This is a genomic window from Arthrobacter sp. 3Tela_A (genome assembly GCF_049311025.1).
Lineage (GTDB): Bacteria > Actinomycetota > Actinomycetes > Actinomycetales > Micrococcaceae > Arthrobacter_B.
The window spans coordinates 1-24,937 of the sequence record NZ_JAXIOM010000038.1; the positions used below are offsets into that span (position 1 = coordinate 1).

Genomic DNA, 24,937 nt, shown 5'->3' on the forward strand with positions numbered 1-24,937 from the left:
GGCACGGACTGCAGGCGGGGGACGGGTGTGGCAAAAACGACGACGGCGGAAGTTGGCGGGCGGGGTGCCCCGTGGCAATGTTGGGGGTGATTGATCCCCGTTCACCATTCCAGGAGCAGTGCATCCGTGAATCCGGCCGTACCCAAGAAATCTTCCGCCAAACCGGCGGCCGGTACCGTCTCGTGGCGCCAGGCTGCCCCGGCCCCTGTGGTGCTCCTGACCGGGCCGGAAGAGTATCTGGCCGGGCGGGCCATGGAGAATATTCGGCTCCAGCAGCGCAGCCAGGCTCCGGACACCGAGGTGATCCGGATCGACGCAGCCGCTTACTCTGCCGGCGAGTTGACGCTGATTGCGAGCCCGTCTTTGTTCGGAGAGGCGAAGCTGATTGAGGCCGGGAACCTCGCTCACATGAGTGAGGAGTTCCTGAACGACACCCTCGCCTACCTCTCGGATCCCGCCCCGGACACAGTGCTGGTTCTGCACCACTCGGGCGGAAACCGGGGCAAGAAACTGCTCGACGCCGTGAAGGCTTCCAAGGCGCCGGTCGTCGACTGCCAGCCCTTCAAGAAAGACGCTGACAAGGCCGACTTTGTTTCCCAGGAGTTCAAGGCGGCGAAGCGCAGGATCGACGGCGGTGCGGTCCGCGCGCTGGTCAGTGCAGTGGGTTCGAGCCTGGCTGAGCTTGCTTCGGCCTGCCAGCAGCTGATGAACGATACGTCCGGTGAAGTCACTGAAGAGACTGTCGAAAAGTACTATGGCGGCCGGGTCGAAGCGACTGCCTTCAAGGTGGCCGATGCCGCTCTGGCCGGACGCGCGGGCGCTGCGCTCTCCATGCTGCGCCATGCCCTCGCGACCGGTGTGGATCCGGTTCCCCTGGTGGCTGCTCTGGCCATGAAGGTACGCGCAGTTGCTCGGGTGGCTGATCTTCGGGGTTCCTCCGCGTCCCTGGCGAAGGATCTCGGGATGGCCCCATGGCAGGTTGACCAGGCGAAGCGGGACGCGCAGCGATTCTCATCCGAGTCTCTGGTCAAGGCAGTTCAGGTTCTCGCTGAGGCGGATGCCCAGGTCAAGGGTGCCGGCCGTGATCCGGTGTACGCGGTGGAGCGTGCTGTTACGGTCATCGCGCTGGCTGCCTCCGGACGGTAACCCAGTCCCCTTTTGCAGCAGTGGCTGGCGGGGTTCTGTTCCAGGGGCTGCGGACCCTTCGGAGGCGGGAGTACCGTCTCGGTAAACATCGCCTGCGAGTGAGGTATTTTTGGTCGAAAGACCAGTAGGCCGGTGGTCCCCGGAAGGGGCTTTTTTGGCCCGGTAATGTCAGAGGCGGCTGAGATCCTAGGGGTATGAACCGTTCCGCGGGCACTACTTCCAACGGCAGCGAAGCACCCCCTTTCGACCGGAAGGCCGGGAGCCAGGATCCGTTGCCTTCAGAGGTGTTCTGTGCCGACGAGAATGCCCGTCAACAAGTCACTGAGGCGGCGCTGCCCGAGGGTTTTGGCGGCAAGCTGTCGCTGAAGGACCCAAGGTCACTCAACCTGGAGGACGCAGGTGGTGTCCTGCAGAGGCTTGAGGCCCTTGTCTGCTGGGCAGCGGCGCAGCAGGTGCGGGTCATTTCCCGGATTCATGAAGTTCTGGAAGATGGCTTCCCGGAAGCCTCGGGGCGACGGGATGCGTCCCTGTCCCTGAGTCTCGCTGCCGCGGAAGTTGGCACGCTGCTGAACGTGCCGCACATGACTGCTATGGGCAGGGTCTTTGAAGCCGGTGAACTGTGCAGAGAGTACCCACAGACCCTGTCTCGATTGTGTGCCGGCAGGATCACGTACCGGCATGCCCAGGAGGTCCTGGATCACACCCGCTCCGTGGAGGAGCAGGGGAGGGCGCAGTTCGAGTCGGACTTACTGGCCTTGGCCGAGGACACCACGGTGGCGAAGTTCCGCGCTAGGGCCCGAAGGTTGAGGGAGCGGCGGCATCCGGAGACGATTCCGCAGCGGCACCGGGATGCCTTCGGAAAGCGCCGGGTTTCTCTGGAGGCTCTGCCGGACGGCATGTCATGTATCTCTGCTTTTCTTGCTGCTGAAAAGGGCCAGGCCATCTTCACTTCCCTCTCGGGTGCTGCGCGCGGGGCGAAAAAGGCCGGGGACGGAAGGTCTATGGACCAGCTCCGGGCGGATATCTTTGCTTCCGTGCTCTTGGATAGTCCTGTGGGTCCTACCGGTGAGGCGGACAGCCCGGAAAAGGATGGGAACGGGGCAGGGAGCCCAGGGGACGGCGCACTGGATACGGAGCAATCGAACCGAGCGCGTGGTGTCGACGACTCTCCAGTGCCACCCCTTTCTCGCAGCGGGCGAAGGCCCGGCCGCACCGTCACCCGAACCCGCAGCCGCAGGCGGAACCTGAAGACCGAGATTATGGTCCTGATCCAGGCGGACACACTCGCGGGATTGAACGATGATCCGGCCGAACTCAACGGCTACGGGCCGCTCAGTCCTGAGACAGGCCGGCGGATGTTCCAGGAAGCAGCAAACTGGACACCCCTGGTGCAGGATCCTGCAACTGGCGAGATCCTTCACATTGGGCGCCGGCGCCGCGTTCCGGCCGGTTTGAAACGGTGGCTGCAGGCACGGGACGGGACCTGCCGGTTCCCGGGCTGCGGCGTCAGTGTCCTGAATTCCGAGATCGACCACACCCGTCCATGGGCATGGGGAGGCGAAACGACTCATGCGAATCTGGAGCATCTGTGTCCTAAACACCATCGGCTCAAGACGCTGGGGTACTGGAAGGCGACCCAGACTGAGCCGGGAGTCATCGAGTGGATTTCTCCCGGCGGCCTGAGGCGGAGGACCGGCCCAATGCTGGATTATGGCAGGGGTAGTCACAGAGCCCGGGACGCGGGGCAGACCTTAGACGCGGGGCAGACCTTAGAGCCGGGGCAGACGTTGGACCCGGGGGAGAAGCTGGCACCCGTGGTTCCGGACCGGATAAGGACGGGAAGGTTGCCTTCCATTCCAACTGGGTGGGGAACTGAGGACCCGCCCCCGTTCCAGGCAGACGACGAGCTTCCCGACCCGCCTCCGTTCCCAGCAGACGAGGAGCTTCCCGCCCCGCCGCAGTTCTGAGCTGCGCAGCGGGTACTTACGGGCGAATCGCCGTCCTTAAGGCAAAAACGGCCGGTCCCGAAGGACCAGCCGTTTTCGTAAAACTAAGGGTGTTGCTCCCGCTTAGAGCGCGTTGACCTTCTTGGAGATGGCCGACTTGCGGTTAGCAGCGTTGTTCTTGTGGATAACGCCCTTGCTGACAGCCTTGTCCAGCTTGCGGGTAGCAGCCTGCAGGGCTGCCTGAGCCGCTTCCTTGTCAGCAGCGGTGACAGCGTTATCCACGTTGCGGATAAGCGTCTTCAGCTCGGACTTCACCGAGTTGTTGCGCTGACGCGCCTTCTCGTTGGTGAGGATGCGCTTCTTCTGGGACTTAATATTGGCCACTTATAAACTCTCTTTGTATTGCGGACTTGGTCGGTGAGGGAATTTCAGACCAGACATTGACTGAGCGGCGTGGGGATACCGTAATGGCGCCCGGCCTGAAGTGCCCGTCGACCTGCGCGGACACACAGCAATAAATGTTAGCAGAACTTCGGGCGCAGTGTGGAACCCTGCACGGAACACGCACGCTGGTGCGGGAACCGGGCGCAGCACGGTCCAGCATGCTGACTCCCGGCCCGTCAGGCCCGGCGGTCCGAGAGGCGCTTTGCAACTCGCTCAAAGACCGAACGCTCCACAACGGCACCCTGCCTGCGGATGTCCGCCGGATCCAGCTGAATGATCCGGTCCAGTTTCACCTCGCTTGGCCGGCCTTTGCTGTCCCAGGCGCCGGTGCCGATATCGAGATAGTCCGGATCGGAATCACGTGAGTTGTTCCGGTCCCGGGTGGTGAGCATCAGACCCAGCAGGCTTGATCCGCTGCGGCCGATCAGCAGGACCGGACGGTCCTTGCCCTGGGATGGATCGTCCTCATAGGGCACCCAGGCCCAGACCACTTCGCCGGGATCCGGAGCGCCGTCCGGCTTGGGAGCGTAGACGGGTTTGATCGGCCCCGAGTAGTCGCCGGGGTATCCGCCGCCGTGCTGTGAGCGGGAGGGGGATGGGTGGGTGGAACTTGCACGCGAAGAAGAAGACGACGGCGCCGAAGAGGACCGGGATGCGCTGCCGGCAGGCTTGCGGTTGCTGGAAGACTTGCGGGCATTGGAGCCGTCGCGGGCAGGCTGGCTGGGCCGCGGGGTTTTTGCGGGACCGGGCGCCAGATGGCGGGCTACCCGAAGGGCGGTCCGGGCAAGGCTGAGCAGGTTGCGGGAAGAAAAAGCCATGCCGCCATCCTAGGTGCGGCAGCCCAGGCGAACGGTTCGGGTCCGCCGGGGTAAACGTGGGAGACTGTTAGTACCAGTCCACTTCGTACAATCCCTGCGTGCGAACGGTTCCTGTCCTGAGCACGCATCCGGGACAGCACCGAAGCCATGCAAACAGTAAAGGAACCGCCACAGTGTCACCTCTGGCCCGCTTCTCACCGGTGCCTGCCGCGACGGATCCGGCGATCATTCGGAATTTCTGCATCATCGCCCATATCGACCATGGCAAGTCCACCCTGGCCGACCGCATGCTCCAGCTCACCGGAGTGGTACAGCAGCGCGACATGAAGGCCCAGTACCTGGACCGCATGGACATCGAACGCGAACGCGGAATCACCATCAAGTCCCAGGCTGTGCGCATGCCGTGGGAACTGGACGATACGTCCTACGCCCTGAACATGATCGACACCCCGGGCCACGTTGACTTCACCTACGAGGTATCCCGCTCCCTGGCTGCCTGCGAAGGCGCAGTGCTGCTGGTGGACGCCGCCCAGGGCATCGAAGCGCAGACCCTCGCCAACCTCTATCTGGCGATGGAAAACGACCTCACTATCATTCCGGTCCTCAACAAGATCGACCTCCCGGCAGCGCAGCCGGAAAAGTACGCCGAAGAACTGGCGAAGCTGATCGGCGGCGACCCGGAGGACGTGCTGAAGGTTTCCGGCAAGACCGGCGTCGGCGTCGAAGCCCTGCTGGACCAGATTGTCCGGGACATTCCCGCACCGGTCGGCGACCCAAACGCCCCGGCACGCGCCATGATCTTCGACTCCGTCTATGACACCTACCGCGGCGTGGTCACCTACGTCCGTGTGGTCGACGGCAAGCTCTCTCCCCGCGAACGCGTGCAGATGATGTCCACGCGCGCCAGCCACGAACTCCTCGAAATCGGTGTCAGCTCGCCTGAACCCACCCCCTCCAAGGGGCTGGGAGTCGGAGAGGTCGGCTACCTGATCACCGGCGTGAAGGATGTCCGCCTCTCCAAAGTCGGCGACACCGTCACCAACTTGGCCAAGCCGGCCGCTGAATCGCTGCCGGGCTACGCCGATGCCAAGCCCATGGTGTTCTCCGGGCTCTACCCCATCGACGGCGCCGATTACCCGGTGCTGCGTGACGCGCTGGAAAAGCTGATGCTTAACGACGCCGCACTGGTTTACGAACCCGAGACCTCGGCGGCGCTGGGCTTCGGCTTCCGCGTGGGCTTCCTGGGCCTGCTCCACCTTGAAATCACGCGTGAGCGGCTCGAGCGCGAGTACAACCTGGACCTGATCTCCACCGCCCCGAACGTGGAGTACGAGGTGACGCTCGAGGACAACAAGGTGGTCACCGTGACCAACCCCAGCGAGTACCCCGAAGGCAAGATCAAAGAAGTCCGTGAGCCGATGGTCTCCGCCACGATCCTCGCGCCGAGTGAATTCGTCGGCGCCATCATGGAGCTGTGCCAGACCCGCCGCGGTGTCCTGGGCGGCATGGATTACCTCTCCGAAGACCGGGTGGAAATCCGCTACCGCCTGCCGCTGGCCGAGATCGTTTTCGACTTCTTCGATGTGCTGAAGTCCAAGACCCGCGGCTACGCCTCACTGGACTGGAAGGCCGACGGCGAACAGGTGGCCGACCTGGTCAAGGTGGACATCCTGCTCCAGGGGGAACAGGTGGACGCCTTCAGCTCCATCACCCACAAGGACAAGGCCTACGCCTACGGCGTCATGATGACCGGCAAGCTGCGGGAACTTATCCCGAGGCAGCAGTTCGAGGTACCCATCCAGGCTGCCATCGGCTCCCGCATCATCGCCCGCGAATCCATCCGCGCGATCCGCAAGGACGTGCTTGCCAAGTGCTACGGCGGCGACATCAGCCGTAAGCGCAAGCTGCTGGAAAAGCAGAAGGAAGGCAAGAAGCGCATGAAGATGGTTGGCCGCGTGGAAGTACCGCAGGAAGCCTTCGTGGCCGCCCTGTCCTCCGACGAGTCCAAGGACAAAGCCAAGAAGTGACACCCAGCGCGCTTCCGCTCGGGGATCCCGCCCCAAGGGACGGCATCCTTCCGGCCGTCGCAGCCACCGCCGCAGCAGAACGGAAATTCGGACTCTATGTCCACATTCCGTTCTGCGCCGTGCGCTGCGGCTACTGCGATTTCAACACTTACACCGCTACTGAGCTTGGCGGCGGTGCCTCGCAGGACGCCTACGCCGCAACGGCACAGCAGGAAGTCCGGTTCGCTGCCAAAGCCCTGGCAGCCTCGGGCATCCCGGAGCGGCCGATCGAGACTGTCTTTTTTGGCGGCGGTACGCCAACCCTGCTCCCCGCCGAGGACCTGGCCGCCATTCTTGGCACCGCCCTCGAGCAGTGGGGCCTGGCTCCCGGCGCAGAGGTAACCACCGAGGCGAATCCCGACTCGGTGACCCCGGAATCCCTGCAGCTCCTCGCAGATGCCGGCTTTACCCGGGTCTCGTTCGGCATGCAGTCCGCGGTGCCGCACGTCCTGGCGGTCCTGGACCGGACCCACACACCCTCACGGGTACCGCAGGCTGTGCAGTGGGCGCGCGACGCCGGCCTGAAAATCAGCGTGGACCTGATCTACGGCACGCCGGGGGAGTCCCTGGCGGACTGGAAGCATTCGGTCGAGGAAGCCCTCAGCTACGGACCTGACCACATTTCCGCCTACGCGCTGATCGTCGAGGAGGGAACGAAGCTGGCCGCGCGCATGCGCCGCGGCGAAGTGCCGCCGATCGACGACGACGACCACGCGGACAAGTACCTGCTGGCCGATGAACTGTTCACGGCCGCCGGCCTGAACTGGTACGAAGTCAGCAACTGGGCACGTACCCCGCAGGACGCCTGCCGGCACAACCTGGCCTACTGGCGCAGCGATGACTGGTGGGGAATCGGTCCCGGCGCGCATTCGCACGTCGGCGGAGTCCGCTGGTGGAACGCCAAGCACCCCACTGCCTACGCGCAGCGGATCGCGGCGGGGGAGTCACCGGCTGTAGGGCGCGAAACCCTGGATGCGGACACCCGCTACCTGGAAGACGTTATGCTCCGGACGCGCCTGGCCGAGGGCCTGCCGCGGGAGCTGCTGCGCCCGGAAGGTCGGCACGAGATTGCCGGACTGATCGCGGACGGCCTGGTGGAACCGAAGGCGGCTATTGCCGGCACCGTACTGCTCACGCTCAGGGGCAGGCTGCTGGCCGACGCCGTTGTGCGCCGGCTGTTGCCCTAGTTCCTACAGACCCGCGGAGGCTGATGCCGCCGCGGGCAGCCTGACTAGCGGATGCGGCGCAGGTTGAACCGGTAGCGGTAAGGCCGGCCGCGGTTGCATTCGATGCCGGCCACGACGGAGAACACGGCGACTGCAATCCAGATCAGCGCGTTGAGGATGGCGAAGTACCCGCCTACCACCGGGATAAATGAAAGCAGCCAGGCCACCAGTGCAAGGATGGTGGGAGGCAGGGTGAAGTTCAGGGCTTCCTTGGACTCCTGCGCGGTGAACGGCCCGCGGTCGCGGAAGACCAGGTAGATGATAAGTGAAGGAACGAACCCCAGGATCCCGCCAAAGTGGGACAGGGTGGCCCATTGCCGGTCTTCTGACGCGGTCAGGGGAAGGGCGTTGGCCGGGGCACCCTGATAGTCCGGGCGCGCCGGCGAACCGTGGTGTTCCGGCTGCGGGTGGTTCGGGCGTGGGTTGGACACGGTTGCTATTCCTTTAACTCTCAGATGACGCAGGGTAAGCCCCCCGCGGGTACCTGTTGTTAGACAAGGGTACTGGTTTCGGACCGCGTAGCAGGCAACGGGCAGGCCAGCGCGGCGCGGCGCTGCCGGCCGCCCGCACTAGGGAACGGTCAGGAAATCGATGACTTCTTCCACTCGTCCCAGTAGTGCCGGTTCCAGGTCCGCGTAGGTGCGGACCGAGCCCAGCAGCTTCTTCCAGCCCAGGGCAACATCGGTGTGGTCGCGGTGCGGCCAGCCCAGGCCCCGGAGGATCCCGGTCTTCCAGTCTTCGTTCCGCGGCACCACGGGCCAGGCCTGCAGTCCGATCACATGGGGCTTGATCGCCTGCCAGACGTCGACGTAGGGATGGCCCACAATCAGCACGTTGCCGGCGGCCCCGGGAACCCGCATCGCTTCGGCCGCAATGCGCGATTCCTTGGAGCCGGCCACCAGATGGTCCACGAGGATGCCGAGGCGCCGCCCGGGGCCAGGGGAGAAGTCCCGCACTGCGCCGGCCAGGTCGTCCACCCCGTGGAGGGGCTCGACTACGATGCCTTCGATCCGCAGGTCGTCTCCCCAGACCTTTTCCACCAGTTCGGCGTCGTGCTTGCCTTCCACCCAGATCCGGCTCGCCCTGGCGGTACGTGCCCGGACGTTTTCCACCGCCACGGATCCCGACGCCGTGCGCCGGGTCACGGGGGCCGCCGCCTTGACGGCAGGAATCACCTCAACAGGTTCACCCTCAAGGAGGAAACCGAAGCCCAGTTCAAAGGAGCGGGTCCGGCCGCGCGCATCTTCAAGCACCACCAGGTGCATCCCGCCGGACTTCTCGGTGCGCAGCACTGCCCCAACCCAGCCGGTCTGGACCTCTTCCAGCACCAGCCCCTTTTCGGCGCCGACCTGCCGCAGGGCCTTACGGGCCGGGGCGGTGATGTCCTGCGGCCCCCACTCGTAGCTGGGCATAAAACCTCGTTCCTGAAGATGCTGCGCAGCACCTGCATGAGCCGCAGGCACGGAAGATTCAATGCTAGCAACGGCAGCACTTGGTATTAGACTTAGCACTTAGGGACACCGAGTGCTAACCAGCCTGCAGGGCGGTTTGACGTCCGGGTGTCAGTGACAGTCCGTCAGCGAAGGAGGGAACCATTGAGCGAACCACGCCGGCTCGAGGTGCTCCGGGCCATTGTCGAAGACTACGTCCACTCCCGTGAGCCCGTGGGCTCCAAAGCACTGGTGGAACGCCACCAGCTCGGGGTTTCCTCCGCCACTATCCGCAATGACATGGCGGTCCTCGAAGAGGAGGGCCTCATCGTCGCGCCGCATACCTCGGCCGGACGCATACCCACGGATAAGGGCTACCGCCTGTTCGTGGACCAGCTTTCGGACCTAAGGCCGCTGTCCGCCGCCGAACGCCGAGCCATCCAGACCCTCCTTGAAGGCGCGGAGGACATCGATGACATCCTGGACCGCACGGTACGGCTGCTTTCCCAGCTGACCAACCAGGTTGCCGTCGTGCAGTACCCGCACCTGGGCAACGCGAAGGTGCGGCACATCGAGTTTGTGCTGCTGGCCCCGGCACAGGTTCTAGTGGTCCTGATCTCCACCACGGGGCGGGTCGAGCAGCGGGTCATCACCGTACCGGCCCCCGTGACGGAGCAGGATCTGCACGAACTGCGCCAGCATTTCCTGCAGGCCCTGGCCGGAACCACGCTGACGCGGATTACTTCTCATCTGGCTGACACCCTGGCCACCGTGCCCGCACACCTGCGGGGAACCGCCGCAGCGCTCGGGCGGGCCCTCGAACAGCTGGCCGGAATCAACCGGGAAGACCGGATGGTCATGGCCGGAACGGCCAACCTGGCCCGGGCAACGGGGGACTTCCCGCTGACCATCGGGCCCATCCTGGAAGCCCTCGAAGAGCAGGTGGTTATGCTCAGGCTGCTCTCGGAGATGGAGCAGGACGCCAGGGGTGTCTCGGTCCGTATCGGATCGGAAAATCCGTACGGGTCCCTCTCGGAGGCATCCGTCGTAGCCACTGGGTATGGGCCGGATGCTTCGGCTATGGTAGGAATCCTTGGTCCCACCCGGATGGACTATCCCAACACCATGGCAGCGGTTCGAGCCGTTGCCCGCTACCTTTCCCGGGTCCTGAACAACTGACCCCTCAAAGACTGGCAGCCGCCCGCGCAGGGCGGTGTCCGGAAGACTAATCATCCCCGAGGCGGGGGACGCAACACAGGAAGCGATGTGCACGAGTGAGTGATCACTACCAGGTACTCGGCGTAAGCCGGGATGCCACCGGCGAGGAAATCAAAAAGGCCTACCGCAAGCTTGCCCGCAAGCTTCATCCGGACGTGAACACTGCCCCCGGGGCGGCAGACGAGTTCAAAGCCGTGACCCATGCCTACGAAGTCCTGTCCGATCCGCAGAAGCGGCGCGTCTATGACACCACCGGCCAGGAGAACGGCACGGACAACGGGTTCGGCGGCGGCTTCGGCGGCCAGGGCTTCGGCTTCCAGGACATCTTCGACACCTTCTTCGGCGGCGGTGCCCCCGGCGGCGGCCGCGGACCGGCATCACGCACCAGGCGGGGACAGGACGCACTCATCAACGTCCGGATCGACCTGAAGGATGCCGTCTTCGGCACCAACAAGAAGATCGACGTCGAGACCGCGGTTCTCTGCCCCACCTGCGAGGGTTCCTGCTGCCAGCCCGGGACGTCCCCGCGCACCTGCGACATCTGCCACGGCAGCGGCCAGGTGCAGCGCGCAGTACGTTCCATCCTCGGCCAGGTCATGACGACGGCGCCCTGCGGCTCCTGCCAGGGCTTCGGCACGGTTATCCCGGACCCGTGCCACGAATGTGCAGGCGAAGGCCGCGTACGCAGCCGCCGCACCCTGACCATCAAGGTGCCCGCCGGCGTCGCGACAGGGACCCGGATCCAGCTCAGCGGACAGGGCGAAGCCGGCACAGCCGGCGGCCCGCAGGGCGATCTGTACGTTGAGATCCGCGTCAACGCGGATCCTGTGTTCATGCGCGACGGCGATGACCTGCACGCCACCCTCACGGTACCGATGACGGCAGCAGCCCTGGGCACTGTCATCAACATGGAGACCTTCGACGGCGAACGCGAAATCAACATCAAGGCCGGTACCCAGTCCGGTGAAGTCACCACGCTTAAGGGTCTTGGTGTAACGCACCTGCGCGGCTACGGCCGCGGCGACCTGATGGTCCACGTCCAGGTGGAGACCCCGCAGAAGCTGGACGCAGCGCAGGAAGAACTGCTGCGCCGCCTGGCCGAGCTGCGGGGCGAGGAATTCGCAGAGGGACGGGTCAGCGGCAACACCAACAGCGGCGTCTTCGCGAAACTGCGCGACCGCCTCGGCAACCACTAGGCGCCGGGTCCAACCGTGACCAGCCCCATCTTTTTCGGCGATCCCGAACTGGTGGCCGCAGCGGCCCCCGGCAGTGTCTTTGCACTGACCGGTCCCGAAGCGCGCCATGCCGTGACCGTGAAGCGGCTGGCACCGGGGGAAGACGTAGACATTGTCGACGGCGCAGGAACCCGGCTGCGCGGAACTGTGCGCTCCGCTGAGCCTGCACTGCTTGAAATCGACGTGCTTGAAGTTGAAACCGAACCGGAGATCGACTGTGAGTTCACCCTGGTCCAGTCGCTGGCCAAGGGGGACCGGGACGAACAGGCCATCGAGGCAGCCACTGAACTCGGCGTGGATGCTGTTCTGCCCTGGCAGTCCGAACGCAGCATCGTGCGCTGGAAGGCTGACAAAGCCATAAAAGGCCAGGCCAAATGGCGCGCGGTAGTCACTTCTGCCGCCAAGCAGTCCAGGCGGTCACGGATTCCCCGGGTGCTGGACGTGGCCGAAAGCAAGGTGCTGCCGGCACGGCTGGCTGACACTGATCTGGTCCTTGTCCTGCACGAGGAAGCCCAGGTCCCCCTGGCCGCAGCGGTTGAGCTTGCGCTCTCCAGATCTGTGGCCGAAGGTGCGGAGCACGGGATCCGGTCCATCGCCGTCGTGGTTGGCCCCGAAGGCGGGATCAGTCCTGCGGAACTGGAGGCACTCGGTGCTGCCGGAGCCGTGCCTGTGCGGCTGGGCCCGCACGTCCTGCGGTCCTCGAGTGCCGGCCCGGCCGCCCTCGTGCTGCTGAACTACCTGCTGGGCCGCTGGAGCTGACCGGCCGGACTCAACCCCGGTCTAGTAGACCGTGAAGCGCTTTGAATCCTGGTTGTCGCCGTCACCGTGGAAGACCCGCAGGTTGTAATCCCCGGGTTCCAGCTCAATGGGGACTTCGAACATGGCGGTCTCGCCTGCCTCGGCCTCCAGCTTGATCTCTCCGGACTGGACGGGAGTTGTCTCCGGGCGTCCGTTGAGTACGCGTTCCACGCTCCAGGCGAGCTGGTCCTCGCGGACAACCGCAGTTCCCATGAAGGTGACGGAGGTTTCGGTACCGTCCTTCTCCTGCGGGCTGATAATCCAGATCGGTGCCGGAAGGGTCTTGTCCCGTTCCAGGGCCGGCTCAAGATCTTCATGGCCAAAGGCGTTGTAGCCGGCCTTCCCGTCCACCAGCACAACCACGCTGGTGTTGTAGCCGGCCGTCGTCAGCCCTGCATTGGCTGCTGCCGCGGTGGCAGTGTACACAAGCTGCTGCACGGCCCGGTGGGCCATGCCTGCGTCGAGGGATGGCTTGAACGCATCAGAGGTGATGTCCACCGTGATGATGTTCTTGCTGGAGATGGATGCCGAGACCTTTGACGCCGGCGCCCACGGCGTGAAGTAGTCGTCATCGCGCGGAGTGTCGGTGGTCATGGCCATCACGGCTTCACCAATCGGGTCGCCCGTGTTCTGCGACGGGAGGAACTCCCGGTAGAGCTGGACATCGGATCCGTTCAGGCCCAGCCAGTACACCGGCATGACCACCTTGGAAGCGGTTGCCTCCGCAGGAGCGGACACCGCCATCGGGCGGGACTCCGGCGAGGTCGCGGCGCTGAAGGAGCTGGGCATGCTGGTGGTGGGCAGTTCTGCCACCACACCGCAGGAGCTAAGCAGCAGCGGGGCTGCTGCTGCGGCCATCAGGAGGCGGGTGCGGCCGGAGAGGCGATTGTGCTGCCTGGTCATGACTATCCCTGCCTTCCGTGTCTTGTGCCCGCAGTCCGTGGACCGGGCGATGCGTGGGGGATCCTGCCGGGGCGGGACCCGGCCGGAGCATGCCATCAAGCTTGGCACAGCAAAACACCCCAAAAGCGGGCGTTGATGGTTCTGTGGCGGGACTGAAACCTGATTGAGACCCAGACGATGCCAACCCGAGACAAACCCCGTAACACAGCTCACATAGTCGGTAACTGGTCCGCACCGATGCCCACGCCCGGGGGCTGCCCGGGATTCAGCAAGTGCACGCAGGCGCCTATCCAGTAGAATTAAGGAGGCTGTGCGCACCATGATTTTCAGCAGACTTCCAATCCAGATTTCAAAAAGGGGCGATGAGAGGCCGAGGGGCCGCATATATGACCGAATCTTCAGCAGGAATCGGCACCATCCGCGAGGACCAGCAGACGATTGTCTTTGACTCCACAGAGCACATGGTCCAGTCTCTGGGCGCCAACGATGAAGCCCTGAAAGTCATCGAGAACGCCTTCCCGGAGGTGAACCTCCATGTCCGCGGCAATGAGCTCTCTGTCTCCGGTCCGGCGCCCGCTGTGGACCGGACCGTCCGCCTCGTTAACGAAGTCCGGGTGCTCGCCCGGCACCAGACCCGGGTCACGCCCCAGGTACTGGAGCAGCTGATCACCATGCTGCGTGAGCAGAGTGCGGAACGCCCGGCCGAAGTGCTGACGCAGAACATTCTCTCCACACGCGGGCGCACCATCCGGCCCAAGACGCTGAACCAGAAGAACTACGTGGATGCGATCGACCGCAACACCGTGGTCTTCGGGGTTGGCCCGGCCGGCACCGGCAAGACCTACCTGGCCATGGCCAAAGCTGTGCAGGCGCTGCAGCAGAAAGAAGTCAACCGGATTATCCTGACGCGTCCGGCTGTGGAAGCAGGGGAGCGGCTGGGATTCCTGCCCGGCACGATGAACGACAAGATCGATCCCTACCTGCGCCCGCTCTACGATGCGCTGCACGACATGATGGACCCGGAATCGATTCCCCGCCTGATGGCTGCGGGAACCATTGAGGTAGCCCCGCTGGCCTATATGCGCGGCCGGACCCTCAACGACGCGTTCATCATCCTGGACGAGGCCCAGAACACCACGCCTGAGCAGATGAAGATGTTCCTGACCCGCCTGGGCTTCGGATCCAAGATGGTTGTCACGGGTGACGTCACCCAGGTCGACCTTCCCGGCTCCACGACCTCCGGGCTGCGGATCGTGCACGAAATCCTGGACGGAATCGAAGACGTCCATTTCTCCGAACTCACGGCAACCGACGTCGTCCGCCACCGCCTGGTCAGCGACATTGTGACCGCTTACAGCGAATGGGATGAAGAACGCCGTTCCCGCACCGGTTCCCACAGTGCCGGGCAGGAGAAGAAACGATGAGCATCGAAGTCAACAACGAGTCCGCCATGCAAGCGGATGAGGAAGCGCTGTCCCGGCTTGGCCGCTTTGTCCTGGACGCCATGTACGTCCACCCCGAGGCAGAACTGTCCATCATCCTGGTGGACGAAGACGCGATCGAGAAGCTGCACATCGAATGGATGGACCTTCCCGGACCCACTGATGTGCTCTCTTTCCCGATGGACGAGCTGCGCCCCGGTTCCCCGGGACGGCCAACCCCCGCGGGAGTCCTCGGGGACATTGTCCTCTGCCCGCAGGTCGCAGCCCGCCAGGCGGAGACCGCAGGGCACGGGCTGGAGGACGAACTGCTCCTCCTGACCACCCACGGGATCCTCCACCTGCTCGGCTACGATCACGCTGAACCCGAGGAAGAAGCCGAAATGTTCGGCCTTCAGCGGCGCCTCCTCTCCGACTACACGGGCAAGGATGCCCCGAAGGAGACACGCAGTTGAGCGTAGGCGTCCTAGTGGTCATGGCCATCGCCTTTGTGGTGCTGGCCGGACTCCTTACCGCCGCCGAGGCAGCCTACGGCTACCTCCCGCGACATGAAGCAGAAGCGCTGCTCACCGGCCGCGCCGGAAAACCCCTCAGACGGATACTGCAGCACCCGGTTGCGCACATGCACGCGCTGCGGTTCTGGCGCGTTTGGTTCGAAATGGCGACGGCGGTCTCCGTCGCCATGGCCTTCCAGCTGGTGGTCGAAAACCTGTGGCTCGCCGGGCTGCTGGCTACCGTGACGATGGCCGGCGTCGGCTTCGTGCTGGTGGGGGTTTCTCCGCGCCAGATCGGCCGGCGCCACGTCACCGGCGTCGTTGTCCTCACTGCCGGACTGGTGAGCCTGCTGCGTACCATCCTCGGACCCATACCCGGGTGGCTGGTAAAGATCGGCTCCGCCGTTGCCCCGGGGACCCAGGGACCGGATGCGGCATTCTTCACGGAGGAGGAGTTCCGCGAGCTGCTGGACCGTGCCTCCGAAGCGGACATGATCGAAAACACCGAAGCCGAACTGATCCACTCCGTGTTTGAGCTGGGAGACACCAAGGTGCGCTCGGTGATGGTTCCGCGGACGGACATGGTCTGCATCGACTCCGGTTCCACTCTCCGCCAGGCGATGTCCCTGTTCCTGCGCTCGGGCTACTCACGTGTTCCGGTCATCGAGGACAGTGCGGACCAGATCGTAGGCATCCTCTACCTCAAGGACGTGGCCGCCCAGCTGCACGGCCGGGCCCCGGAAGCCGGGAACCAGGCCGTGGACGGTTTCTGCCGCCCGGTCCGCTATGTTCCCGAGTCCAAGGCGGTGGGGGAGCTCCTGCAGGAACTGCAGCGCGAATCCACACACGTGGCCATCGTGATCGACGAATACGGCGGAACGGCCGGACTGGTCACCCTTGAAGACCTCATTGAAGAGATCGTCGGCGAAATCGTGGACGAGTACGACTCCGAACGCCCGGACATCGAAGACCTTGGCGATGGGCGCTACCGGCTAAGCAGTAAAGCCGGCATAGACGACCTCGGTGAACTCTTCGACCTCAGCCTTGAAGACGATGAGGTGGACACTGTGGGCGGGCTTCTGGCCAAGGCGCTCGGACGCGTCCCCATCGTGGGCAGCGAAGTAGTCGTCGAATCGATCGTTCTCCACGCCGAGCGGCTCGAGGGGCGGCGCAACCGCGTCTCCCACGTCCTTGCCTGGCGGCAGCCGGAAGACGGCGAACCCAACACTACGGAGGCGGCCCGCCCGGACCGCCCCAAAACAACAGAATTGGTACCCAGAAATGACTGAACCCACGTTCCGCGCCGGATTCGTGTCCCTGGTGGGCCGGCCCAACGCCGGCAAATCCACCCTGACCAACGCCCTGGTGGGGCAGAAGGTGGCCATCACCTCGGCCAAGCCGCAGACCACCCGCCACACCATCCGCGGAATTGTGCACCGGGAAACCTCTCAGCTCATCCTCGTGGACACGCCCGGACTGCACCGTCCGCGCACCCTGCTGGGACAGCGGCTCAACGACCTCGTAGCCGACACCCTGGCCGAGGTGGACGCCATCGGGTTCTGCCTCCCGGCCAACGAAGCCGTTGGACCCGGTGACCGCTACATCGCCAACCAGCTCGCGGCCCTGAAGAAGAAGCCGGTCATTGCCCTGGTCACCAAGACTGACCTGGTGGACCGGGCCGCCCTGGCCAAGCAGCTTATGTCCGTGACCGCGCTGGGTGCCGAAGTCCTGGGCGATGCGGGCTGGGCCGACGTCGTTCCCGTCTCGGCTGCGGACGGCTTCCAGGTGGACACCGTTGCGGATGTCCTGGCGTCGCACATGCCGGCCTCCCCGCCGCTCTACCCGGACGGCGAACTGACGGACGAGCCCGAGGCGGTCATGGTCGCCGAACTGGTCCGCGAAGCCGCCCTCGAAGGCGTCCGGGACGAACTGCCGCACTCACTGGCTGTGGTGGTGGAAGAGATCGTGCCGCGTGAAGGCCGCAGCGAAGATAACCAGCTGCTGGACGTCCGTGTGAATCTCTACGTTGAACGTCCGTCGCAGAAAGCGATTATTATTGGCCGGGGCGGTTCACGCCTGCGTGAAGTGGGAACAAATGCACGCCGCGGAATCGAGGCACTGCTGGGAACCCGGGTTTACCTGGACCTGCATGTCAAGATTGCCAAGGACTGGCAGCGGGATCCCAAGCAGCTCGTAAAGCTGGGATTCTAAGCGGCCCTTGCCGCACGCCTGCGGGCCCTAAGCTTCTTCACAGCCGGGGCCCGTACACTTTGTTCATCCATTTTCGCAAGCCATCAGTATCAGATCCAGGGGAGGGAACGGCTATGCCATCACGCCGTGCCGCTACAGGTCATGGTCCCTCCGGATCTGCCGCACCAAGCCGACGCCGGACGGCCACCGCACCCGGCGGCCGTCATTTGGGCAACGGAGCCGCGCGCGGGGGACACCCCGTACTGGCCTCGATCGCAGTGCTGCTCTCCCTAACGCTGGTGTCCGGACTCGTTTTCGCCGGCGTGCAGCTGCTGAGGCTGCAGAGCAACTTCGACACCAAGCCGCTGAACATCGGCCAGGGCCAGGACGGGCTCCCGGCTGACACCAACACCGATTCAATGCAGATCCTGGTGCTGGGCACGGACAACCGAGAAGGCCAGGACTCCAACAACTCCGACGTCATGATGCTGGTGAACATGGCTGCGGACCGTTCCCACGTGACCGTGGTCAGCTTCCCCCGCGACCTGCTGGTGGCGCTGCCGGCATGCACGGATCCGGAGTCCGGGATGCAGTACCAGGCTATGGACCTGGCCCAGCTGAACGGTGCCCTCGGCAACGGAGGGCCGGGCTGCACGGTTGCGGCGATCAACGAACTCACCGGCCTGAGCATCGACCACTTTATGATGGCTGACTTCAATGCTGTGAAGGAACTGTCCAACACCCTTGGCGGGGTGGAAGTGTGCGTGAACCAGCCGGTGGATGACCCGCTCTCGGGACTGAACATTCCTGCCGGTGTCTCCAGCATTCAGGGCGACCAGGCGCTTGCCTTCCTGCGCACCCGCCACGGATTCGGCAACGGCGGCGACGAGGGCCGGATCAAGGCGCAGCAGAGCTTCCTTGCCTCCATGGTCCGCAAGGTGCAGGGCGAAGGAACGCTCAACAACCTTCCGCGCCTGTACTCCATTGCCGACACCGTGACCAAGAACCTCACCGTTGACGAGGGCCTCACCGACATCCCCACGCTGATCGCCATGGCCGGCCGCCTGAAGGATGTTGACCTTGGCAATGTCGCCTTCGTGACCGTTCCGGTGGTTCCCTACGAGCTTGACCCCAACCGCCTGGTGCTGGATGAAACCGCCGCACAGCCGCTTTTCGATGCGCTGGTGGCAGACCAGCCCATCGGCGTAGCCGCCGAAGAGCCCGAGGCACCCGCAACCGAAACTCCCGGCGCGGAAACCCCTGCCCCCGAACCGACTGAACCGGCCATTGACCCGGCGGCCATCCCGGTCACGCTCCTGGACGGGATCAGCGGATCTGCCAGCGGACGCGACGCGGAGCTGGCCGAATACCTGCTCAGTGAGGGCTTCACGCAGGCGATTGCCGGCGGACTCTCCGAATCCACAACGCCCGGAACCCAGGTCTTCTTTACACCCGGCTACGATGCCATGGCCCTGCAGGTTGCCGAAGCGCTGAACATCCCCGCCTCGCAGGTGAGTGCCAGCTCCGTGGTGAGTGGCGTCGTCGTGCAGGTCGGTTCCGACTTCACCAAGGGCAACGTCATGGAGGATACCGGGGATCTCGGCGGGCTCACCGGGCAGACCGCGGCGCAGGTTACGTGCCAGTCAGCGTTCGGTTACTGAGTTTTCCGTACCCCCGGAACGTGCGTGCTAGTCTGGGCACGTGCGCGCAGAGAACCTCCTTCTTAGCTGCCGCGGCGAGGCCACGCAAACCACTGTTTAGGCCGAACCCTCGCTGCGGAGTTTGTGTTGCCCGGCCACCATTTCTAAAGATCTAAAAAAGAAAAGGCCACCCCAGACATTATGCGAAACGCACAGCAGCCCTCCGGCATGCCGATCCACAAATATGTTCCGTTCCAGGAGCAGATCAGCGTGGACCTGCCTGACCGCACCTGGCCGGACAAAGTCATTACCAAAGCACCCCGCTGGTGCGCCGTTGACCTGCGTGACGGCAACCAGGCGCTCATCGACCCCATGACCCCCGAACGCAAGCACAAGATGTTCGACCTGCTGGTGAACATGGGGTACAAGGAAATCGAGGTCGGCTTCCCGTCCGCCTCCCAGCTGGACTTCGATTTTGTCCGTCAGCTGATCGAAGGCGACCGGATCCCGGACGACGTCACCATCCAGGTCCTCACCCAGTCCCGCGAGCACCTCATCGAACGCACGTATGAATCCCTCGAAGGTGCAGACCGTGCGATTGTCCACCTGTACAACTCCACCTCCGTGCTGCAGCGCAAGGTCGTCTTCAACACGGACCAGGACGGGATCGTGGACATTGCCCTGACCGGAGCCCGGCTGTGCAAGAAGTACGAGGAGCAGCTGCGCGGCATCGACGTCACGTACGAATACTCCCCGGAGTCCTACACCGGCACCGAGCTGGACTTCGCGCTGCGGATTTCCAACGCCGTCGCCGAAGTCCTCGAAGCTTCCACTGACAGGCAGATGATCCTGAACCTGCCGGCCACCGTGGAAATGGCGACGCCTAACGTCTACGCCGACTCGATCGAATGGATGCACCGCAACCTCGCCAACCGCGAGGCAATCATCCTCTCCCTGCACCCGCACAATGACCGGGGCACCGGCGTGGCCGCCGCGGAACTGGGCTACCTGGCCGGCGCAGACCGCATTGAAGGCTGCCTCTTCGGCAACGGTGAGCGCACCGGAAACGTAGACCTGATCACCCTGGGCATGAACATGTTCAGCCAGGGCATCGACCCGCAGATCGACTTCTCCAACATGGACGAAATCCGGCGGACGGTCGAATACTGCAACCAGCTGCCCGTACCCGAGCGTTCCCCCTACGGCGGCGACCTCGTGTTCACCGCCTTCTCCGGCTCCCACCAGGACGCCATTAAGAAGGGCTTCGAGTCCATGGAGAAGGAAGCCGCAGCCGCCGGGAAGTCGGTAGATGACCTGGAATGGGGCGTCCCCTACCTGCCGATCGACCCGAAGGACATTGGCCGCAGCTACGAGGCAGTGATCCGGGTCAACTCGCAGTCCGGCAAGGGCGGTGTGGCGTACCTGCTCAAGAACGAACACAACCTGGACCTGCCGCGCCGCGCACAGATCGAATTCTCCGGGGTTATCCAGCGCCGCACGGACACCGTGGGCGGCGAAGTCACCGGTGCCGAACTCTGGCGCGTCTTCCAGGACGAGTACCTGCCGTCCACTCCGGATTCAGGTGCGGAGCCCTGGGGGCACTACGCCCTCAGCTCGGTCACCGCGGATACGGCGGAAAACGGTTCGTTCCTGCTGACCGCGAGCCTGCGGGCCGGCTGCGTACAGCAGCGCCGCGTGGCCTCCGGTACCGGTCCCATCGACGCCCTGCTCCAGATCCTGAGCCAGGACGGCGTGGACGTGAGGCTGCTGGACTACTCCGAGCACGCACTCTCTGCCAGCGGCAAGGCAATGGCTGCAGCCTACGTCGAGCTCGCAGTCGGGGAGCGGGTCCTGTGGGGAGTCGGCATCGACTCGAACACCACGCTCTCGGCGCTGAAAGCCGTTATCTCTGCAGTGAACCGGGCGATCCGCGACGCTTCGGGCGACTAGCATCCCGGCCGGCTCCCGGCCGCCGCTCGGCGCGCCAGCTCCCCACCTGCGTACCTGGCGCGCCTTCTGCGTGGGAAAATGGGTCTGTGGCCAATAAATCATTCGCTTCACGGACTTACCGTGACGAGGGCGTGGTCCTGCGCACCCACAAACTGGGCGAAGCCGACCGGATCGTCATCCTGCTGACGCGGAACCACGGACAGGTCCGCGCCGTGGCCAAGGGAGTTCGCCGCACCTCCAGCAAGTTTGGTGCCCGGCTCGAGCCCTTTATGGTGGTGGACCTGCAGCTTTCCCATGGCCGCAGCCTGGATATTGTGACCCAGGCACAGACCAAGGGCGCGTACGGTGCCGGAATAGCGGCCGACTACGCCCGCTATACGGCCGCGGCCGCCGTTGCCGAAACCGCCGAACGACTGACCGACGTCGACGGTGAGTCCGCGAACGCGCATTACCACCTGGTGATCGGCGCCATGGCAGCGCTGGGCCGCGGTGCGCACCCGCCGGAACTGATTCTTGATTCCTACCTGCTCCGGGCCCTGTCCACCGCCGGCTGGGCGCCGTCCTTTACCGACTGCGCCCGCTGCGGAGCACCCGGGCCGCACACCGCCTTTTCAGCCCCGCTCGGCGGCGCCGTCTGCCCCGTGTGCCGTCCGCCGGGTTCCGCCTCGCCGTCGCCGGAAACCATGCTGCTGCTGGCGGCGCTGCTCACCGGCGACTGGGAATACGCCGACGCTTCGGGCCCGCAGCCCCGGCGCGAGTCTGCCGGTCTGGTGGCCAGCTACCTGCAGTGGCATCTGGAACGAGTCGTGAAGTCCCTTCAACATGTGGAGCGTGTATAGCTTTGGTTCCTCCCCGCAAGTCCCCGGCCGCACCCTGGCCGCACCCCTCCGGCGCCGTCCCGCCGCCGGTTCCACGCGATCTGGTGCCTGCGCACGTGGCCATTGTGATGGACGGCAACGGCCGGTGGGCCAACCAGCGTGGCCTGCCGCGCACCGAGGGCCACCGCGCGGGCGAGGCAGCCCTGCTCGACGTTATGGCCGGCGCAGTGGAGATCGGCATCCAGCATGTGTCCGTCTACGCCTTCTCCACGGAGAACTGGAAGCGGTCCCCGGACGAGGTGCGCTTCCTGATGGGCTTCAGCAGGGATGTCCTTCGCCGCCAGCGGGACCAGCTGGACGAATGGGGCGTACGTATCCGCTGGTCCGGACGCCGGCCGCGGCTCTGGGGATCTGTGATCAAGGAACTGGAAGTCGCCGAGGAACAGACCAGGAACAACACCACGTGCACCCTGAACATGTGCGTGAATTACGGCGGCCGGGCCGAAATCACGGACGCTGTCAGCGCGATTGCCGAGGATGTGAAGAACGGTAAGCTGCGCCCGGGAAGCATTTCGGAGAAAACGATCCAGCGCTACCTCGATGAGCCGGACCTTCCCGACGTCGACCTGTTCCTCCGCACCTCGGGGGAGCAGCGGCTCTCCAACTTTATGCTCTGGCAGTCCGCCTACGCGGAGATGGTCTTTATGGATACGCTCTGGCCGGACGTGGACCGCCGCACACTTTGGGAAGCCGTCGAGATCTACGCCCGCCGTGACCGCCGGTACGGGGGAGCGGTGGACCAGGCAGCGGCGGGAGCCTAGCCCGGTTTCTGCCCCAGCAGGTAGGTTCCGGCCCACTTGCCGAGCCGGGTATAGACCAGGCGGCGGACGGGTTTGGCGGACAGCAGGACGTCATGCAGGGCACCGTCAAAGCGCAGCACCGTCACCACCGGCCCCAGCAGCAGCGCACGCTGGACCATCAGGTTGACGTCCAGCACACTGTCCGTGGTCTTCATGCTCTCGTTCCAGGTGGCACCGATCGTTGAACGGGCCGACGCCAGCACCAGGACGGGGCAGGCGATGTCCAGTCCCCTGGCAACCTGAGCGTGCCCGGCCAGGACGGCGGTGATCCAGCCGGCACGGACCGGCCAGCTGCCCGGGGGTTTCCAGACCGGGTCAAGCTCCCATTCGCCGTCGGCTTCCGCACTCAGTGACCGCCAGTAAAAGTCCAGCTCCGGGATCTTGAGCCGGGCCTTGGGGCGGGTGCGGGCCAGCGGTTCCAGCAGCCCAGCAGCGGCGTTGCGCGCCAGCGAGCTGCCGCGCAGTTCCAGCCAGGGGCTGTTCAGGATCAGTGCCGCGATCCGGCCGGGATTGCGGTGGGCCCAGAGCGATGCCACCAGCCCGCCCGTTGAATGGGCCATCAGTGACAGGCGCACCGGGGTCTGTGCCCCGCGGCTTGCCTTGACGTCTTCCTCGGCGGCAGCCAGTGCTGCTTCAATGTCGGCATCGTATTCGGACAGGTCGGTGATGAATCCCTCGGACTGCCCGGGGCGGAGGCTGCGGCCATATTTGCGCAGGTCCAGGGCATAGAATGCGACGCCGCGTTCAGCCCAGAAATCAGCCAGCTCAGTCTGGAAGAAATAATCGGCCCACCCGTGGATATAGACCACGGCATGCACGGGGGCTGGCTCCACCGGCCCACGGAGCCGGGAAAGACGCTCCCGCACCCGGCCGGTGAACGTCGGCGGCCCGGGAGGCTCCGGGGTGTAGGACACCAGTGTGGCTACTACGGGGCCTTCATCGTCTTCGCCAAGGTCCAGTGTGAGGGCACGATACCCCCCGCCTAGCCTGTCCGGTTGCCAGTTCTGCCCCATATATCGAAAATACACGAACCTGACGGGCCTTCCTGACCGCGATTTGGTGCAGGACACCGCGAGTGGAAGCATTAAATCATGCGCGTCTACCCCACGTTCTTCCGGATTGTCTTCTCCGGAATGGACCCTGAAAAAGCCCATCGAATCGGTTACGAAGCTATCCGTGCCATCGCCTATACGCCGGCCGCACCTGTGCTGCGCGCCCTTACCCGTCCCGGCCCGGACCAGGCGACCGAAGCCCTGGGCCTGACCTTCCCGTCACCCTTTGGACTCGCCGCAGGCTTCGACAAGGAGGGCTCCGCCGTGGTGGCGCTGGCGAACCTCGGTTTCGGGCATGTTGAACTGGGAACCGTAACGGCGCAGGCCCAGCCTGGAAACGCGAAGCCGCGGCTGTTCCGGCTGGTGGAAGACCGTGCGGTCATCAACCGCATGGGCTTTAACAACGACGGCGCAGCCGCCGTCGCCCCGCGGGTCCGGAAAGCGGTGGACGGGCTGTACCGCCGCTGGGGCCGCAACCGCCCGATTGTGGGCGTGAACATCGGCAAGACCAAGAAGGTCGGGCTCGAAGACGCGGTAGAAGACTATCTGGCCAGCACCCGGCTGCTCGCCGCGGACGCCGACTACCTGGTGGTCAATGTCAGCTCACCGAACACACCGGGCCTGCGGCAGCTGCAGAGCATCGATTCGCTGCGCCCGCTGCTCACCGCCGTCGGACAGACCGCAGACGAGACCGCCGGCCGGCACGTGCCGCTGCTGGTGAAGATCGCCCCGGACCTCACCGATGAGGACATTGACGACGTCGCCCGCCTGGCCCTGGACCTCAAGCTCGACGGCGTTGTGGCCACCAATACAACCATCGGGCGCGAAGGCCTCGTTACCGATCCCGAAACCGTTATTGCGGCCGGAGTCGGCGGGCTCAGCGGAGCGCCTCTGAAACAGCGTTCCCTGGAGGTCCTGCGCCGGCTGCGCGCTGCCCTCGGTCCGGAACCGGTGATCATCTCGGTGGGCGGTGTGGAGACCGGTGACGACGTTCAGGAGCGGCTCGACGCCGGAGCGAACCTGGTGCAGGGCTACACCGCGTTCCTCTATGAAGGACCGTTCTGGGCAGGGCGGATCAACCGGCGGCTGCAGAAGCTCCAGCGCCGCGGCTGAATCCCCGTTCACGCGCGGACGGAATCAGCACAAGACACAGAAGCAGAGACATAGAAGCAGAGACATAGAAGAAGGGACCGGTTCACCCGGTCCCTTCTTCTATGTCTCTGCTGCGTCTATATATACGTACAGGCCTGGGAGGCTTGGTTCC

22 protein-coding genes are annotated in these 24,937 nt (G+C 64.8%); 16 read left to right on the forward strand and 6 right to left on the reverse strand.

Features of this window, described 5'->3' with window-relative positions:
* Window positions 1-126 precede the first annotated feature (126 nt).
* A complete protein-coding gene (holA, locus tag TVC13_RS11785) occupies window positions 127-1,146 on the forward strand; it encodes a DNA polymerase III subunit delta (protein ID WP_422401388.1) in 1,020 nt (339 codons plus the stop codon).
* A 194-nt stretch (window positions 1,147-1,340) separates the two neighbouring features.
* On the forward strand, window positions 1,341-3,113 hold the full coding sequence (locus TVC13_RS11790) for a DUF222 domain-containing protein (RefSeq protein ID WP_422401389.1): 1,773 nt from the start codon (window positions 1,341-1,343) through the stop codon (window positions 3,111-3,113).
* A gap of 102 nt (window positions 3,114-3,215) precedes the next feature.
* On the opposite strand, the gene rpsT is transcribed toward TVC13_RS11790, so the two are convergent.
* Together rpsT and TVC13_RS11800 are read right to left on the reverse strand one after the other, a co-directional pair.
* A complete protein-coding gene (gene rpsT / locus TVC13_RS11795; RefSeq protein WP_055241021.1) occupies window positions 3,216-3,476 on the reverse strand; it encodes a 30S ribosomal protein S20 in 261 nt (86 codons plus the stop codon).
* A 236-nt stretch (window positions 3,477-3,712) separates the two neighbouring features.
* Window positions 3,713-4,354 carry a type II toxin-antitoxin system PemK/MazF family toxin gene (locus tag TVC13_RS11800; protein ID WP_422401390.1) on the reverse strand — a complete coding sequence of 214 codons (642 nt, stop codon included), beginning with the start codon at window positions 4,352-4,354 and terminating at the stop codon, window positions 3,713-3,715.
* Between the two features lie 173 nt (window positions 4,355-4,527).
* On the opposite strand from TVC13_RS11800, the gene lepA reads away from it, so the two are divergent.
* Together lepA and hemW are read left to right on the forward strand one after the other, a co-directional pair.
* A complete protein-coding gene (gene lepA, locus TVC13_RS11805) occupies window positions 4,528-6,381 on the forward strand; it encodes a translation elongation factor 4 (protein ID WP_422401391.1) in 1,854 nt (617 codons plus the stop codon).
* Window positions 6,378-7,607, forward strand: a complete 1,230-nt coding sequence (gene hemW, locus TVC13_RS11810; RefSeq protein WP_422401392.1) for a radical SAM family heme chaperone HemW — start codon at window positions 6,378-6,380, stop codon at window positions 7,605-7,607. The genes lepA and hemW overlap by 4 nt, the downstream gene beginning before the upstream one ends.
* Before the next feature lie 44 nt (window positions 7,608-7,651).
* Here hemW and TVC13_RS11815 read toward each other — a convergent pair whose 3' ends face one another.
* Both TVC13_RS11815 and TVC13_RS11820 read right to left on the reverse strand, forming a co-directional pair.
* Complete coding sequence (locus tag TVC13_RS11815; protein ID WP_422401393.1) at window positions 7,652-8,077, reverse strand: DUF4870 domain-containing protein; 426 nt, start codon at window positions 8,075-8,077, stop codon at window positions 7,652-7,654.
* A 138-nt stretch (window positions 8,078-8,215) separates the two neighbouring features.
* Window positions 8,216-9,058, reverse strand: coding sequence for a DUF3097 domain-containing protein (locus tag TVC13_RS11820; RefSeq protein ID WP_422401394.1), 843 nt, complete (start codon window positions 9,056-9,058; stop codon window positions 8,216-8,218).
* Window positions 9,059-9,241: 183 nt separating this feature from the next.
* Here TVC13_RS11820 and hrcA point away from each other — a divergent pair, with 183 nt between their 5' ends.
* From hrcA to TVC13_RS11835, 3 genes are all read left to right on the forward strand, one after another.
* Window positions 9,242-10,255 (forward strand): heat-inducible transcriptional repressor HrcA, encoded by a 1,014-nt coding sequence (gene hrcA, locus TVC13_RS11825; RefSeq protein WP_422401395.1) that lies wholly within the window; start codon window positions 9,242-9,244, stop codon window positions 10,253-10,255.
* A 95-nt stretch (window positions 10,256-10,350) separates the two neighbouring features.
* On the forward strand, window positions 10,351-11,490 hold the full coding sequence (gene dnaJ / locus TVC13_RS11830; protein WP_422401396.1) for a molecular chaperone DnaJ: 1,140 nt from the start codon (window positions 10,351-10,353) through the stop codon (window positions 11,488-11,490).
* A 15-nt stretch (window positions 11,491-11,505) separates the two neighbouring features.
* Complete coding sequence (locus TVC13_RS11835; RefSeq protein WP_422401397.1) at window positions 11,506-12,288, forward strand: 16S rRNA (uracil(1498)-N(3))-methyltransferase; 783 nt, start codon at window positions 11,506-11,508, stop codon at window positions 12,286-12,288.
* A gap of 21 nt (window positions 12,289-12,309) precedes the next feature.
* On the opposite strand, the gene TVC13_RS11840 is transcribed toward TVC13_RS11835, so the two are convergent.
* Complete coding sequence (locus tag TVC13_RS11840) at window positions 12,310-13,230, reverse strand: GerMN domain-containing protein (RefSeq protein ID WP_422401398.1); 921 nt, start codon at window positions 13,228-13,230, stop codon at window positions 12,310-12,312.
* Between the two features lie 386 nt (window positions 13,231-13,616).
* On the opposite strand from TVC13_RS11840, the gene TVC13_RS11845 reads away from it, so the two are divergent.
* The 8 genes from TVC13_RS11845 to TVC13_RS11880 all read left to right on the forward strand — a co-directional run bounded on the left by TVC13_RS11845 (window position 13,617) and on the right by TVC13_RS11880 (window position 22,582).
* The gene (locus tag TVC13_RS11845) at window positions 13,617-14,654 is read left to right on the forward strand and encodes a PhoH family protein (protein WP_422401399.1); all 1,038 of its coding nucleotides are present in this window, start codon (window positions 13,617-13,619) and stop codon (window positions 14,652-14,654) included.
* Window positions 14,651-15,124: an rRNA maturation RNase YbeY gene (gene ybeY / locus TVC13_RS11850; RefSeq protein ID WP_422401400.1), complete on the forward strand. Its 474-nt coding sequence runs from the start codon at window positions 14,651-14,653 to the stop codon at window positions 15,122-15,124. Before TVC13_RS11845 ends, ybeY begins: the two co-directional genes overlap by 4 nt.
* A 20-nt stretch (window positions 15,125-15,144) precedes the next feature.
* On the forward strand, window positions 15,145-16,452 hold the full coding sequence (locus tag TVC13_RS11855; protein ID WP_422401413.1) for a hemolysin family protein: 1,308 nt from the start codon (window positions 15,145-15,147) through the stop codon (window positions 16,450-16,452).
* Window positions 16,445-17,374: a GTPase Era gene (gene era, locus TVC13_RS11860; protein ID WP_422401401.1), complete on the forward strand. Its 930-nt coding sequence runs from the start codon at window positions 16,445-16,447 to the stop codon at window positions 17,372-17,374. The genes TVC13_RS11855 and era overlap by 8 nt, the downstream gene beginning before the upstream one ends.
* 113 nt (window positions 17,375-17,487) lie before the next feature.
* The gene (locus TVC13_RS11865) at window positions 17,488-19,014 is read left to right on the forward strand and encodes an LCP family protein (RefSeq protein ID WP_422401402.1); all 1,527 of its coding nucleotides are present in this window, start codon (window positions 17,488-17,490) and stop codon (window positions 19,012-19,014) included.
* 180 nt (window positions 19,015-19,194) lie between these two features.
* Complete coding sequence (gene leuA / locus TVC13_RS11870; RefSeq protein ID WP_422401403.1) at window positions 19,195-20,943, forward strand: 2-isopropylmalate synthase; 1,749 nt, start codon at window positions 19,195-19,197, stop codon at window positions 20,941-20,943.
* 86 nt (window positions 20,944-21,029) lie between these two features.
* Entirely contained in the window at window positions 21,030-21,782 is a 753-nt protein-coding gene (gene recO / locus TVC13_RS11875; RefSeq protein ID WP_422401404.1) for a DNA repair protein RecO, read from the forward strand.
* The gene (locus TVC13_RS11880; protein WP_422401414.1) at window positions 21,779-22,582 is read left to right on the forward strand and encodes an isoprenyl transferase; all 804 of its coding nucleotides are present in this window, start codon (window positions 21,779-21,781) and stop codon (window positions 22,580-22,582) included. Before recO ends, TVC13_RS11880 begins: the two co-directional genes overlap by 4 nt.
* On the opposite strand, the gene TVC13_RS11885 is transcribed toward TVC13_RS11880, so the two are convergent.
* Window positions 22,579-23,634, reverse strand: coding sequence for an alpha/beta hydrolase (locus TVC13_RS11885; RefSeq protein WP_422401405.1), 1,056 nt, complete (start codon window positions 23,632-23,634; stop codon window positions 22,579-22,581). The genes TVC13_RS11880 and TVC13_RS11885 overlap by 4 nt on opposite strands.
* A gap of 78 nt (window positions 23,635-23,712) precedes the next feature.
* Here TVC13_RS11885 and TVC13_RS11890 point away from each other — a divergent pair, with 78 nt between their 5' ends.
* On the forward strand, window positions 23,713-24,786 hold the full coding sequence (locus TVC13_RS11890) for a quinone-dependent dihydroorotate dehydrogenase (RefSeq protein WP_422401406.1): 1,074 nt from the start codon (window positions 23,713-23,715) through the stop codon (window positions 24,784-24,786).
* Window positions 24,787-24,937 lie beyond the last annotated feature (151 nt).

Coding starts and splice junctions, on each gene's coding strand:
- leuA (WP_422401403.1), top strand. CDS start 19,195: ATGCGAAACGCACAGCAGCCCTCCGGCATGCCGATCCACAAATATGTT.
- TVC13_RS11885 (WP_422401405.1), bottom strand. CDS start 23,634: ATGGGGCAGAACTGGCAACCGGACAGGCTAGGCGGGGGGTATCGTGCC.
- ybeY (WP_422401400.1), top strand. CDS start 14,651: ATGAGCATCGAAGTCAACAACGAGTCCGCCATGCAAGCGGATGAGGAA.
- TVC13_RS11790 (WP_422401389.1), top strand. CDS start 1,341: ATGAACCGTTCCGCGGGCACTACTTCCAACGGCAGCGAAGCACCCCCT.
- TVC13_RS11820 (WP_422401394.1), bottom strand. CDS start 9,058: ATGCCCAGCTACGAGTGGGGGCCGCAGGACATCACCGCCCCGGCCCGT.
- TVC13_RS11865 (WP_422401402.1), top strand. CDS start 17,488: ATGCCATCACGCCGTGCCGCTACAGGTCATGGTCCCTCCGGATCTGCC.
- TVC13_RS11800 (WP_422401390.1), bottom strand. CDS start 4,354: ATGGCTTTTTCTTCCCGCAACCTGCTCAGCCTTGCCCGGACCGCCCTT.
- TVC13_RS11890 (WP_422401406.1), top strand. CDS start 23,713: ATGCGCGTCTACCCCACGTTCTTCCGGATTGTCTTCTCCGGAATGGAC.
- TVC13_RS11840 (WP_422401398.1), bottom strand. CDS start 13,230: ATGACCAGGCAGCACAATCGCCTCTCCGGCCGCACCCGCCTCCTGATG.
- TVC13_RS11845 (WP_422401399.1), top strand. CDS start 13,617: ATGACCGAATCTTCAGCAGGAATCGGCACCATCCGCGAGGACCAGCAG.
- era (WP_422401401.1), top strand. CDS start 16,445: ATGACTGAACCCACGTTCCGCGCCGGATTCGTGTCCCTGGTGGGCCGG.
- TVC13_RS11855 (WP_422401413.1), top strand. CDS start 15,145: ATGGCCATCGCCTTTGTGGTGCTGGCCGGACTCCTTACCGCCGCCGAG.